We start from the raw sequence: 15644 nt of genomic DNA on the forward strand, positions 1-15644 counted from the left end.
TCATAATATAAGTTTAAAGTATCTTATGGAAAAATAAAGTGAACATCTTAAACTATCAATACTCTCAAAGTGGTAACCTATTTTTCTGCTCCAGTTTTAATACCAAAGAATGCTCATTATTTTTAATTGCTGGTGCAAAAAATGCCGGAGAAAAAGTATCGATGCTGACATTCATTCTTTTTATTTCATTCATTTGAGACAACAATGCATTCATCACAACGCGGATTTCAATAACAACCTCACTCAATTCCTGAGAGGAACAGTAATTTTCGGTTAGTTCATACCAAATATATCTTGTTTCCATTTGATTGTAGCGCCTTGGTCTCTTAAAAAGATCTCTATTTAATGGATGTTTGGAACTGTATTTCAGTAAATGCAAAAAGCTGTCTCTATCCGTAACATAACTTGCAGCTGGGACATGATACCAGTTCTCTCCTTTTTTATATTGCTTGGCGAGTAATATAGGTATTTTTACTTTATTGTAGGCAATAAGTTCATCTTTAATTTGACTTTTCTCGTGACGCATCAATGCCAAATGCACTTTTTCTAATTTAGAAAAAAGATCTTTATATTGAATATATAAAATGTTTAAAAGAGTTAATTGTTCTTTTACTGGTTGTTTTAAAGACTCTTTGACGTATGTTAGCTGAGCAATGAGTTCTTCGATTTTTTTTAACTCAGTTTCTTTAAGTAACATAGGAGGCTCTCGTGGTTCTTTATTTTGCAAATCAGGGATCTCTATATCTTCCTGTACAATCTCAAAATTTTGCAGCCCATCCATGATTCGTTGATCTTCACCATTACTCATTAATTGATTCGTATTAGCCAATCCTAAAAAGACTCTAATTGGATTCCACACCGCCTGACTAAGGATTTGCTGTGTGCTTAAGGTGTTCCAAAAACCATCCATTCCATAAAGAAGGCTATTTATAAAGCCTAATCCTAATGCCTCAACCGTATCTACTATCGTACTGCACAATAAAAATATCATTAAAAAGGAGAGAGCTCCTGTGACTATTATTGCAATAATTGGAAAACCAAAAAAAAGAGCCAAAAGTATATTGGCTTTAGAAAGACCTTCATGATGCAATGTTAATGCTAGAGATAATGGCAAACCTAAGATAGAAAAAAATCCAACAAAAAAGGCAATAATAGCCCACAAAGCATGATATGCAAATACACGTAATGGCAATACAACAATGCCTAAGAAAATTGCTAAGAGGCGTTCTAAAAAATACATAAAAATATCTTGCCCGTGAGTTTAGATAAAAAATATCGTAATTTTCAATACCAAACCAGGATCTGTTGACATTTTATCGGCGTAGGAGGAGAACATGTCCACAGACCCTGGGTATTTAACAGCTCATTCCCCTCAACTTTTGAATTAATTTGAACCGATAATGTTCTTTTTGCAAAGCGACAGCCGCGCATAAAGTGGTTGAAGATCAAGTATCAAGAGAGGTTACCCAACAAAGTAACATCAGAGTAACCGATGAGGGGACTGCTCTGTTTTTATTTTGAATTGAAGTTGACCCATGATACCCTTACATTTGATTTTGTTTAAAACAAGTTGCTCCTATTATGGTAGAAGTTGATGTTATTATCATTGGCGCAGGTGCCGCGGGGTTAATGTGCGCCATTGAAGCAAGCAAACGCGGTCGTAAAGTTTTAGTACTAGATCATGCCAATAAAGCGGGTAAGAAAATTTTAATGTCCGGCGGAGGGCGTTGTAATTTCACCAATTATTATATAGAACCCGAAAAATACAAATCAAATAATCCTCATTTTTTTAAATCGGCTTTAACCCGCTACTCCCAATGGGATTTTATCGAGCTGGTAAAAAAGCATAAGATACCTTTCCATGAAAAAACGCTAGGACAACTCTTTTGTGATAATAAATCAATAGATATTGTTACTATGCTGCTCAAAGAATGTGACCGTGCAGGGGTTACAATACAGTTAAATACGAGCATTGAAAAAATTCACAAAACACAAAGTTTCAAAATACAAACCACGAAAGGTACTTTTCATTGCCACTCTGCAGTTATTGCCAGTGGGGGATTATCTATACCGACCATGGGTGCGAGTCCGTTTGCCTATAAAATTGCGGAACAATTTGGGATTAAAGTATGGCCAACACGAGCCGGACTGGTTCCTTTAACCTTAGATGTAGCTGAAAAAGAGAAAATAGCATTACTTTCAGGAATTGGAATTGATAGTTTGGTCCAAAATGCCTGTATTGAATTTCGCGAGCATACCTTATTTACCCATCGAGGTTTGAGTGGTCCTGCAATCTTACAATTATCTTCCTATTGGAACGTTGGTGAAACTATTTGTATCAATTTATTACCTGAAATTAATCTTCTTGAACATTTAAAAGCTGCTCGAGCCAATAAACCACAAAAACAATTAAATTCAATATTATCCACTCTCTTACCCAAACGCGTCATTGAAATCTTTATCAAACCAGAAATTGCAGAAAAAAAATTAGCTGAACTATCAAATCAAGACCTAGAGTCTGTAGCAAAACAACTTAATTCATGGACCGTAAAACCTAATGGTACTGAAGGATATCGGACTGCAGAAGTAACCATTGGTGGGATAGATTGTAATTCCATTTCATCAAAAACCATGGAATCTCATGAAATATCTGGCCTTTATTTCATAGGCGAAGCCCTGGATGTAACGGGGTGGTTAGGAGGATATAATTTTCAATGGGCATGGTCATCCGGTTGGGCCGCAGGGCAAGTAGTGTAACTCCAAAACTGAATCTCTATTCTATGGAAAATACCCTAATTATTATGCATAAAATATCAACAAAATTGGATATTTTGAGACAATGACTTAACTTAACGTTAACTTAATGAACCTGGGTTATAATTACACACAGCGCCGACCTTTGCGGCACAATATAAGTTAATTACTCGTATCCTTTGAGGAGAATCAAAATGCCTAGATACATAAAAGGGGTAGAATTAACCCAAGATGGCATGCATGCTATTTTTGAACGCATGGGACAAAATATTACCAGCGGTATCATTTACAATGGAAATCCTGACATACGAGTAGATGTGCTGAATCAGCAAGGATTCATGCCCATATTAACTGGGGTAAATCCAACACAAGAATCTGGCCACTGGATCATGTTAATTAAAGGCCAAGGTAATCACTACTACCTTTTCGACCCTTTAGGTGAAGGTTCGGGAAAAGGGTATAAAAACATTCTCGCTCGAAAACTCCCAGAAAACGCTACACTTTCTGTGATTCCCAATGACGCAGGATTCAACATGGGCTTATGCGGCTATTGGGTTGCTTCTGCAGGGGTAAGAGCACATACAGCATTAACAGGCGATAATCCGCCAACCTTGGAAAATTTAGGCCAAACCATCACTCAAGAAATGCAAAATGAACTCGATGGCAATGGTTATGGAGACATTACTGGTTGGTTACGAGCCGTTGCCAATGAATTTCCCGCAGGTGATGCGCAAACCGATGCAACTGCCTTAAGACGTGCTACAGAAAAAGACTTACACATAGAAGTTCCTACTCTTATTTCAACTGGAACAACAACTACGCCTAAAGAAATACCCCCTCAACCCACGACACCTTCAGCTATTCTAAACAGCTCCATACTGGATGATGACGTCGATGTTCACGGTGTTATAGAGCATGTCCATAAAGAATATTTAAGGCACCCTTATCCTGGACCACTAAAAAATCCCAAAGATGCCACTGAAGGACGACTTTCTCCCAACGAAGGACCTGATCGAACAACTCATGGCCTTGCACATACGATACGGACTATGGCTTGTGCTGAAGTGATGGTGGAAGAAGCTCGAAAAGCAAAATTCAGAGGGGAAAAACTAGGGACAGCACAAGATGGACGGACATTAGCCGATGTTACTCCTGAAGAGTTGAAAAAAATTCTCATCGCCCAAGCATTCTTTGTGGTAGGAAGAGATGATGAACGCTCAGGATATGATGATAAGCTTAAGAGAAATTTTTATGAGGAATATCATAAGAAAAGCGAACAGGCATTCAGGAAATATGTTGAAGACAATAAGCTCATTGGCAAAATCTTCAAAGATCAAAAAGAAGTCGATCACTATGCAGCGATTGTTCTAGACGAAAGGCATAGTTGGGATCAAACCCCGGCACATGTCTTGATAAACCAAGGTCATATGGTCGACTTAATGAGAGTCAAATCTCCTTCCGAGGTAGTGGTAGAACGCGCCTACAATACGCTTAAAAATTCGGTAGGTTCTCTAGGAGCCGAAGTCGTTCTCAGAACGCATCGAGAATTTTTCTTAGCTACCGGATCTGCTGTTCCCTCATTTAATCCTCAAGCAAATGAAAACCTTAGAGCAGAAGAACCTTATGAAAATATGGTTTCTCAAAAATACGTTATAGAAAAAGGTAAAACGATCAATACATTAGCTGAGGCACGACGCGTAGCATCCGATTATCGTCCAAATGAGAATGAGCGTTTTGTAACGATAAGAGAACATACTGCGATTGAGGAAAATAATATTCATTCTGAGGAAGCTAAAAAATTATTTAAGGAAGGAGGTGCTTATGAAAATCCTTATAGTGGTGAAAAATATGCTATAAAAAAGGGCAAAGATCTCAATTCCATGAGTGACATTCGGGTTATAAATTCGAAAAGTCCTATGACAGAAGACGAGCGACTCATCACTATCAAAGAATATTATAGTCTTCCTGAGATAAAAAATAAATTTCCTGGCCATAGTACACAGTTAGCGGAGAGTCCCGCAACTGATTTTGCAAGAACATGTGAGCAGAAACCCTCAATATGTCTGGGAGCCATCAAAGAAGCCCGTCAGCAAATAAAAATTGATGCGGTTAAAGAAGTGTTACAAGCTTCTTCAGATAAAAAAAGAAAAAAACCCAATAGGGATGAAATTGCCGCAGCACGGATTATCCACCAAATCATGGCTAATCCTGAGGTGATTCAAAACGATCATGTTCTTTTAAATGGCCAAAAATTGGAAGAACAATTTTTCCGAGACTTATTGGCTAAATGCGATATGGCCGTTGTAGGATCACTATTAAATAATACCGATGTCAATAATATCGATCGTTTAATGCAACATGAAAAAGATACGGAATTTCATTCAACTGATCCCAAAGCAGTTCCGGTTAAAATTGGGGAAACCTGGAATGAGGAAATTAGAAAAAAAGGTGGCGAATACAGGGATAAAATTAAGCATGATTTAATTTTCCTCATGCAAAATGATGCCTGGTACTATAGCCGTGTTAATGCAATTGCTCAAAATAGAGACAAGGGATCAACATTTAAAGAAGTCATGTTTACTGCATTGCTCACCCCTCTGACCAGTAAGGCCCTGGTTGATACCCATGGGAGAACTTCTTCACCAAAATTACTCTATCGAGGATTAAATTTTTCAGAAGATTTTCAAAATAAACTGGTTAATCAAGCCAATACTATCATTGCAAATTCGTCAAAGCATCTCTTTACTGATTTGTCTGCACAAGATTTTATGCAAATCAAATTAAATGATTTAAGTAAAATATCCGCCAGAACGAACGCAAGTAATTCTGTAAATATTGAAGTTCCTAGAACAATCTTTGATTCGAACACAATCTTTGAAATTAATGATCCTGAAGGGTTGCTGCAAGCAAAACAGGTAGGCACTCATGTACAAGACTCCGAAGATGAATTTTCATTTTATTTGCCCGATGATGTCGCTTTAGTTCCTACTAAAGTGAGTCTTGATGGTAAAACATCTACCGGAGCTGATCGATATATTATCACGTTTACGACGATTAAAAGTCCTGATTTTATTCACAGACATGAGAGTGGTTTTGCCATTAACTCCTTGATTAAGATACAAAATGCACAAGTGATGGAGACAGTAAACGCAATAAAAACAGAGCTTCCTGGAGACTTAGAAGAAAAACTGTTTGCGTTACAACTTAAAATGGTAGAGCAATCTCATTTACCCATCAGAGGCGGATTTTTAGATAGAATACTCCACTACTTTTCGGGAAAAGACGATCAAAAGATATCACTGGAACGAAAAATTTTTCTTAATGAAAAAGTCATTCCTAAATTAAGGGAATGTCATAATGCTTTAAGATTAAATAATATGGATATGTTGCAACGTGCCTTAGCAGCGTTTCCTTCAGATAAAGAATGGTCTCATTTTAAATCAGATACCGCAAAAGATGCCAAAAGGGAAATGGATAACCTAAGACCACTTATTGAAAAGAAAATAGCATTGCAACGTCAACTCGCACCGCTTATGAAATGCCAAGATGCATTGGAAAAACAACACGTCACTGAGGCCTTAGAAGCACTCGAAAGCATGCCTTCCGATAATAACATGAGCAACATTCCCTTGATAAGCAGCAGTTTAAGAGAACAAATTCAACTGACAAAACAAGAGACAGCTGAAAACTTAGCGCCCCTGCAACATGCCGTCATCACACCCGTGCTCACTAATACCGAGCAAGTAAAAAAGCGATATGAAACGCTTGCAACGAACATCACCCAGCGAATTACAGCCCTAGAAACAGCCAAACTCGATGATGTGAATCATGTTAAGAAGGAACTGCTCAATTTTAATGCGCTACCAGAAGAAGTGAAAGTGCTGCGCAATGAAAAAGCTCGGCTATATTCTGAAGCCGAAACCGTTGATTTTACTGATATCGACAAATCAGAGGAGCAACTACGTACTATTCATAACAAGTTATACGATGCCTATATAGTTAAAGTAGTAGAAGAGATTAACAAACTTGAAGAAGAAAAACCTAAGAATCTGGCTGCTGTAAAAAAAATGATTTCTAGTTTTAATGAGCGACTTACCGAAGTAGAACAGTTACGTCAAGAAAAAACAAGAAAACATGGGGCATCCAAAGAACTTCTTGACCTATCCGATGTGGATGCATTAAAGGATCGATTACAAAAGGTAAATCAATTCTTAACTAAGGCATTGATAAGTAATCTGAGAGTATCCCTCAATCAAATGGAAGTAAAAACATTTGATGTGCAAACAAAAGAGGCTCAACTCAATTTACAGCTTCTTGATAAGCTCGCAAAAACATTAGATGATTCGGATACAGCGCAAAGACATAAAGCTGAGATTGTAAAATTAAATGAGTTTTTTGTGGAGAAACAAAAGGCCTATCCTGCAATGATGCAATTACAGTTCAAGAGTGAAGCCTTAATTATACAGTTGCGTGAGTTATGTGAAATTCACCAGGTGAATTCGACAAAATCAAGAAAAACAAGAACCGAAGAACTCACTAAAAACCGATGGATGCTTCAAGGACTTACGGATCTTGTAGGATTAACTACAGATGAACGGATTACCTTAGCTAAGAAAGGAACGTTATTAGATAAGTTTATGGAAGATTTGAATAATGATAAGTATGAGATGCAAGAACTTATGAATATCTTAGCCAAGAGAAGTCCTGAAGAATTAGAAGAGGCGATTGGCATCTCTACAGAAGGTGCTGTGAAACTTCACGCCCTTTTAAAGAGTCTCGGCCATAGTACAACGTTTGTTGCTAAAATTGAAGAACGTGCAAAATTAAGCGACGACGTTTTCCTGGAGCTTAATAAGGCAGTCATCCAAAATATTGTTAAAGAAGAGCGTCAAAAGACCCTTGAATTGTAATTCCTTTTTTATCTCCTTGAAAAAATGAATCCCTCACATTTTTTGCGGGCCGACCCGCAGAAAATTTGGGGGAGTTTCCAGGATTCTTTACAGGAAGATATGAAATTTCTTAGATCCATTTACAACCTTTTTGCCACAGGCCATATAACTAATAAATAGAATAACAATGTTGCTTTTTCTCGATTATTTTTATTCAGTTCCTTTTGAGAAAAATATACCCATTTGGCAATTTCTTTCTTGACCGCATGGGTGAAAAACTTTCAGCAAAAAATCGTCACTCTCTCCATGAATCAGCACATTCACCCACACCTAACGATGCAACTGGGCTTTTCAAGATAATGTCTACCACCACTTCGCATTCTAGCTCAGCGAGGTTTCGCTGAATGAGTTCAGCAATACTCTTTTGCCAGACTCATATAGTTTTCTTTTAAACATTGCTGATGTTTTATGACCTCATCGATGCATTGTATTGAATTGTATCTAAAACTATCGAGCTCTGCTGCGGTTTGATTTCTGTGATTGACAATAGTGCTATCAACACGCTCATCTGCAAGTAATCGTTTCACGCAGTCTAAATGACCACGCTCCACTGCATCATGCAAAGCAGTATATCCCACGTTATCCTGTTGGTTAGGATCAAGCTTGTGATCGGCAAGAAATAAATCAAGAACAGCGACATCGCCAATCGATGTAGCCCAGAAGAGGATAGGTTCCGAACTTGCTTGTATCGCATTGATATCAATTGCGGGGGTTTTCAGAAGCATTTCTATTATTTTAAATGCTTGTTTATACTCTTCCCCTTTTGTTCCTGCCAATCTGTGTATCGCCTCTCCTATAGGAGTTGTACAATAGTGATCACTGGTATCAACTACTTTAAGATTAGGATAAGCCAGTAAACATCCGCGAATAGCGCGCACATCATTAATACGGATAGCAACAATGAGATAATCTATATTTTCATTGATGATACCTGGGTTACTGTTTTTAAACGTCGTTTGAAAATACTCAAGATCTTCTTTTCTTTCTTGCTCTTTAAGTTCAATCGTTTTTTGAATCTCCTCATCTTGAGTCATCTTAATTATGGACTCTCCACGATGAGGACCTTTAAATAAGGTGCCCGGATATTCAATCAATAGTTTAGCCGTATTTTTATGTCCGTTTTTGAGTGCCAATTGTAAAGGCGTAATACCATTTACGTTACTGGTATCTGGATTAGCGCCACCATAATAGACTAATGCACGAATATTTTCATCGTTTCCTGCTCTGGCTGCAGCATGGATACTAGTACTGTAGTCGTGGGTCGGTTTTGTCACTGTTTCTGGATAATGCTCCATTAAGGACTGTAAAATCTTGGGATCCTTAGAGGCCGCATAATAAGCACTGTACTCACTGGGTTTGGCTCCATGTTTGAGTAAAGATCTTACCAGATCTACTCTATTTGCACGGATAGCATAATCTAAGGCGTGATCACTATCTGTTCTGGTAGCGTTGGCACCGGCGTTAATTAACACGTCAATCATTTCAACCGAGCTCACCAAACATAATGGTTCCTCACCATACCAATTAGTTTGATTCACAGCATTAGGAAACATCTGTACAAGTGATGAAACAAGAGCTACATTGTTATTCATCACCGCAAAATGTAATAGATGATAGCCTTGCAAGGTTTGTTTCGATAAGGGCCAAGATTTTATTTCATCTAAATCATGAGTAGTCACCTCATCATTAAGGAAGCGTTGCAAAATTTCCAGGCGCTCATTTGTGGGTTCAAGACACACACCTAAAGTTTGCAGTTGTTTGTCAAATTGTTCTGTAGATTTCCCTGAGGCGCTTAACTTCCACCGTTTCAGCATCAATGCAGTTTGCGCTATTTCCTTATTTTCTTCAGTATTAAAATGCTCCGTTAGCAATCGTTTTATTAACTCAAGTTGTCCTTCTGGCATTAGTTTTTGAATAATTAATCTCATGATCAGGTGTGGTGCAGTTGGATTATTTGCATGAAGAGCAAGATATTCTTTCAAATAAAAATGTTCAAAAAATTTTACAGTATCAGTAAGTAATTGTTCGGCTATGTTTTCAGGTAAAAACAGCTGATATTTCGTTTTTAAAGCGATTAGCAGACTGTAAAGACTGCAATTACCTACAGTTTGAAAATCACCAGGAATACTATCAATAAATACCAAACCGAGGAGGCTGTGCAGATCTCGTTGAATAAATGCTTTATTTGATTCCCACTCATCGTTACAGAGTGTAGAAAACATATCTTTGGTTATATTTTCGGGTTTGGATATTTTGTAATGTTCTATCGTGGCATCAGTACTGCATCCACCACCATTATTACGGTATAGATCATTTTGTTTAATAACAAGATCTATCGTATGCTCAGGCCAACCTGTGATAATTTCGACACCCGAATTTTTACTGTCCTCTATCATAGAAAGCAGCATTTTTTCATTAGCGGTATTTGTAGATTGATAATAAGAATGGGATATAGAATAAAAACGCATCGCTTTTACTGCCATATTTCTTACTTCGCGAATAGTATCCAGATACTCTTTATTTTTATTACTTGTTTGGCAATGAGCAATATATGCATTCATTAAATATATCATAAAAGGGGCTGTATCCCGTGGAGAACTTCCGGTGAGTTTGATAAGACGGTCCTCTTTAGGTATCGAACCACTTAATGAAAATAAATGACCGAACATTTTACTTGCTTTCTCAATATCTTGTCTTGATTTAGCGTGACATTCATCCTCTAATGCAAGCGTGCCTTCATCTAAATTATCTAGCGAAAAACCAAATTCGTTTAAATAAGTTAGGGCACGTAAACGTTCCTCACTGTTATCCGGGGTCAAATTTTTTAAATGATGAATAACTGCTTTTAAATCAAGCTGAGGTTTGAGCATTTTAAAATTGCTGTTAAGTACAGTGTTTGTATATCCAGAATAGTTATGAATCGCGCACTGTGCAAAGCAATATTCGACATCAATAGCAACCTGGGCATCAATAAGCGCTGAAGTTAAAGCAATTATTGCTTCCTCAGAGACCAACCCCTGACGAAAATCATTAAAGAATTCGGCTACAGTTTTTTTAACAATTTCCCCACCATCTCTTTGATCTTTACATAGACTGAGAAGTGAAGAGAGTGTGGATTGAAGCGTATAATCTTCGCTTTTGAGGATTTCACTTAATATAGACTGACCATCTTTATATTTTTCAAAAAGTGATGCAGGATGAAGTTTCAGGATCTGTATTAATAAGGCATTACTTGCATAGTCGGATCTACCCGCCCTATTCTCAACAATTAAATCAAATACGGATTTACCCTGATTATTTTTATGATCAACATCAATAGCCTTATTAATAAGAAGTTGCGCTATTTCTCCTGCCTGAAATTCACAAGAGATAGTTGCCAGTTGCAGATAGTTATTTCCATCTTTATCCAAGAGATCAATGTCACATTGTTCGTGGTTGATTAAAGCAGTAACCAACCCCATATTTTTATAGGACGTATCACTTAAAATTAAATCTAATGTTGTCTGTCCATTATTATTTTTAATGTTTGGATTTGTTAGTGGATGGTTCGCCACCTTTTGCAAGTGCTCTTTATGAGCAAACACATTCTCAGAAATCATATGTAGCAATATGGAATTATGTTTAGAGGTTTTAAGATTAGGATTGAATTTTTTATGCTTTATAAACATTTCCATGGAGTCACGAACATTCCAATCACGAGAATCATAGATAAATTCAAAAAGTGTTTTGTCGCTTGTAATTATTTGATTGATGTCAAAATCTTCATTTTTAAGCAAGAGCCTGAAGGTCTCATTGTCATTATATCGCACCCCCTGATCTAAATAGTAACTTAGGAAAAAATTATTCTGATTATCGATCGCAATTGCATCCGCCCCAGCATTTACTAAATTTTGGAGATAGTCAAAAAAATATCGCGTTTGTGCATGCTTTGACTTAGCTAAAATGTGTAAAACAGAATCACCCTCATCGGTTCTATCAGTAACCGCAAAATGTGCCTCTTTAAGCTTTTCTAATACGTTATACGAACTATCTACCTCATTAAGTAGCTTTAGAAGACTGGAACTATTCATGTATTTGATCAATTTGATTATTTTAAGTGCTGCTATTATGACTTGCAAATATTAATAAAATATTAAGATAAAGGATATTTACTGGGTCGCATTGCCTGAAATGGCTTAATTGCTTCTTTGCCTTAGTCACGCTGATACCGAAGGGAAGAAAAACAGCATAGGCAAATTGAGGATGGATTTACTCTATTCTCTACTCTTCTGGATACTCATTTTGGTAAAAAATGACTAAAATTGCATTTTTATGTCTTTTATTTTAACATTAGAATGGCTATGTCCCTGTCAATGCAACTTTGAGTTACATGCCAAGGCCTGTATAAGATAAAATCTTCGAATTTAAATTAGAGATTACTTTTTTGATTCAGAATAAAATTTCAACACTTAGACTTCTCACTGTTGCTCATGTTTTTATAATAACAATTAGCAATATATTAGTACAATATCCTTTTGAACTCTTTGGTTTTCACACAACATGGGGTGCATTTACTTACCCCTTCATTTTTATTTTGACCGATCTGACGACCAGACTCTCTGACGCCCGAACGGCTCGGAACATTATTTTTCTGAGTATGATTCCTGGATTACTCATCTCTTATTTTATAGCGAGCTCTATTGAAACTCTTGGAACTCTAAGCTGGAATAGTTTTTTTGCAATACATTATATGCCTTTACGTGTTGCATTGGGATGCTTCGTTGCCTATGTCATTGGCCAGTTTATAGATATCTTTATTTTTCAGCGCATTCGAAATAGTTCATCTTGGTGGGTGGCTCCAGCGCTTTCAACTACAATAGGCAATATAATAGATACCCTTTTGTTTTTTACTATTGCGTTTTATCACAGTACACATCCTTTTTTAAGTCAACATTGGCCCGAAATAGCCATCGTTGATGTGTGTTTCAAAATTACAATTAGCCTGCTCGCTTTTGTTCCTATCTATGGCTGCGTGCTGCATTTTTTTAGTATCAATCATAGGAATAAAGCGACTGCGTAATCAAGCACTCCTATTCGCTCCAGCGCTCACTGAAGTCTGAAAAAGAGAGGGCAATATAATTTTTGAGTGAATGAAACGGGTTGTCCTAGACTTGCTCAAAAATTTTTATCCTTTCCATAAAGAAATGAAATCATTTTGTGAGTTTTGCAGCTCTTCTCGCTTCTAAATTAATAATACCAGTATTCGATTTAACACATGCTAGAAACTTTCTTGTTTCATAACACTTAAGACAGTCAAGCGATTAATGGATGCTTTCGTACTATAGAATCACCAGGAGAAGGTGCATGTTCTTCTGAGCCTAACTTTTTATGTGTCTGATAATTTCGCCAAAAACTTTGTATGGTCTTAACTGCGAAATGTTTTTCGACTTTTTCAAAGCGCTTATCAATATCCGTTTGTAATGAAGAAGGATATTTAAGCTTAATTTCCTCATAATATGAGAGTGCAAGTCTCTTTTGGAAATGGCATTCCGGTCTAGCCATATCCAGTAATTTTGCTGCAGCCTGGTAGCAATCCTCAGCACTGCAATTACTCATAATCAATGCCTCAGTTTGCTCTATCTGCTTGAAAAATTCTTTATCAAGCTGGGTCGTTCCCTCGATAAGAGTCACTGTAGCATATAAGAGCTTTTCAAATTCTCTTAAAGGAAGTTCTTGATTGTATCCGCCTAAATCTTGATTAATTCCATCAACTGATAGACCAATACCAGGAATTATTTCACTATTTATTTCATAACCTGCTTCACCAGGGTAAAGCACATACTGTTGCATTCTCATTTCTGATTCATCCAAATCAGCATAATCTGGAGTCATCCAAAATTGAGTTTGTTGCAAATGATTGTCTATTTTTGCACGTTGATTCAATAATGCAAGTGCCCTAGAATGAGGAATTCCCGTCATTAAAGTAACTGCTTCAGCACAACTATCAAACATCAATTCCGCTAATTGCTGCCACATGTATTGCTTGGTAGACGGATCGTCGATTTTTCGAGTCACTTTATCACCATAAGAGCCTAGGACTAATTGTATCACTAATAAGTACTCAGCAATGGTGTTAAGGTATAAGTAATTACCAAAGAGTTTTCGCTTGCCCGTATAAAGAGAGCTTGCTGAACCAGTTGACGAATCAAAAAAGGTTTGATGATATCCACCAGTCAACAACTCTGAAAAATACTTTCTAGTATACTCCGAATCGCTGAGTAAACTTGTTATGGGAAGACTATCACCAAGATCAGCGATTCCACTGGCGCGTAGATTGACAAACTCTACAGCTTTTTGCCATTTATCAAGTCGCCCCAATTGCGATTGAAAAACACTCAGAAGTTGCACCAGTGCTTGATATCTTCCTTTATCCAGACGCCCATCCTCTTCAGAATGCGTATGAAATATATCTGCTAATTGAGAAAATACAATTCCCTCTCTAAGCAATACAAAAAGATCATGAATGTTTCTTTTAACTGATGCAGTAAAGTCGCTAAAAGACTGATGCTCATCATGTAAGTAGGTAAAATACGAGGCCGGCGCTTTATAGACATACACTTCAAGATCTCTTGTATCACCGATGAGATCTACAAACTGTCTATAATGAGGTGACTTGATACATTTCTCTAGAATCTCTGTTCTTTTCACCGAATATTGTCCAAGTGGCCTTGGGAGCTGGCTTTGTAAATCTAGCCGGTTCTTGTGCTTTTGCAAATAATCCGCCATTTGAAACTCTTCGGTGAGGTTTGCTTGCGGTTCCCCTTTTTTTTGTACTTTTACGGCAATCAACTCTTCTGAGTCATCAGTAAAAAGCAACGTCCTACCTTGTATCCGTAACAAATTACTTTGATGCATCGTATAGCGAAAATCGGTATCAACAGTCCCTTTACCCTTTTCATAATAATGTTTTGGTGCAAACGTTACTTGCTTAGGTTGAGTTCGCAGCAATAAATTATCAGTAATAGTTGCATGATAATAGTGCGTTTTCTTGCTGATATTATACATAGGATTTATATTTGAATCCTTTTCATAACCATGGGTAATCCATGACATATAAATTGGATTAGGGAAGAAAAAGGCAGGTGAATCTTTGAATTGTTGGATAAAAGCATTTTGATTGCGCGTTAAGGTTCCCTTATTATTATCAATAATAAATGAAACCATAAAATTAGAATTTGACGATTGATTTTTTAACCACTGCACAATGGGAAACTCACTGTCGCGTGTATAATCATTAACAATAGACCATGTAGTAGATTCTTTGCTTTTAAGATAATTGCCAAAAGGTTTTTCTAAAGCAAGTAATTGGCTTTTTTCTGTTAAATTTTGCGCAACGGCAGCTAACGATTTAATTAAAAGGTAATGTCCGGCAAGGGCTTGAGGGGAAAGTTCTTTTAATTTGTTTGCCTTAATACATTGGCTTATGGAGAGAAGATAAATTTGGATCAATTCACTTCGTGTTGTTTCAAATGAAATTTCTTTTAATTGAATTGATCGCCCACTGACAAACTTAGATGCTGGCAGTAAAGACTTATCATGAGTATCAGTTTCCCCCATACGCGCAAAACGAGATTTTTTTACCGTTTTATCTGAGGTTTTGAAGAGGTTCATTTTGGGCTTTTTAGGCTTCTCCAGCTTCTCCAATGTCTCCAATGTTTGATGTTCTTTTTTTGTTGTTTTTTCAGTTTCATTTATTACTTTTTTTTGTTTTACAGGAACAGTAGATTCCCTACGTTCCTGCATTTCAAAATCTTTTATAAAATCAACTTCATCATTCTTCGTGACACGTGTCTCTTCAATTTCAGGAGGAGTACCTTGAAAATAATCACTGATTAATTTTTTAAAAAACTCAAACATAACACATCCTTAATGATCTAGAAGATAAAGGCGTCCTCCGCTTCA

6 protein-coding genes are annotated in these 15644 nt (G+C 36.9%); 3 read left to right on the top strand and 3 right to left on the bottom strand.

Annotation, left to right across the window (positions count from 1 at the left end):
* Positions 1–64: 64 nt before the first annotated feature.
* A complete protein-coding gene (locus EL220_RS15725) occupies positions 65–1240 on the bottom strand; it encodes a coiled-coil protein (protein WP_027271335.1) in 1176 nt (391 codons plus the stop codon).
* Between the two features lie 341 nt (positions 1241–1581).
* Between EL220_RS15725 and EL220_RS15730 the strand changes: the two genes are divergently transcribed.
* Complete coding sequence (locus tag EL220_RS15730) at positions 1582–2757, top strand: BaiN/RdsA family NAD(P)/FAD-dependent oxidoreductase (protein ID WP_027271336.1); 1176 nt, start codon at positions 1582–1584, stop codon at positions 2755–2757.
* 191 nt (positions 2758–2948) lie between these two features.
* Complete coding sequence (locus EL220_RS15735) at positions 2949–7664, top strand: SidE phosphodiesterase domain-containing protein (RefSeq protein WP_027271337.1); 4716 nt, start codon at positions 2949–2951, stop codon at positions 7662–7664.
* 389 nt (positions 7665–8053) lie between these two features.
* Here the strand turns inward: EL220_RS15735 and EL220_RS15740 are convergent, their stop codons facing one another.
* A complete protein-coding gene (locus EL220_RS15740) occupies positions 8054–11773 on the bottom strand; it encodes an ankyrin repeat domain-containing protein (protein WP_027271338.1) in 3720 nt (1239 codons plus the stop codon).
* A 353-nt stretch (positions 11774–12126) separates the two neighbouring features.
* On the opposite strand from EL220_RS15740, the gene EL220_RS15745 reads away from it, so the two are divergent.
* Positions 12127–12762 carry a 7-cyano-7-deazaguanine/7-aminomethyl-7-deazaguanine transporter gene (locus tag EL220_RS15745; protein WP_035906129.1) on the top strand — a complete coding sequence of 212 codons (636 nt, stop codon included), beginning with the start codon at positions 12127–12129 and terminating at the stop codon, positions 12760–12762.
* Positions 12763–12995: 233 nt separating this feature from the next.
* Here the strand turns inward: EL220_RS15745 and EL220_RS15750 are convergent, their stop codons facing one another.
* Positions 12996–15599: a SidJ family T4SS effector polyglutamylation protein gene (locus tag EL220_RS15750; RefSeq protein ID WP_027271340.1), complete on the bottom strand. Its 2604-nt coding sequence runs from the start codon at positions 15597–15599 to the stop codon at positions 12996–12998.
* Between the last annotated feature and the right edge of the window lie 45 nt (positions 15600–15644).

Origin of the sequence: Legionella sainthelensi (genome assembly GCF_900637685.1) — a bacterium.
Lineage (GTDB): Bacteria > Pseudomonadota > Gammaproteobacteria > Legionellales > Legionellaceae > Legionella > Legionella sainthelensi.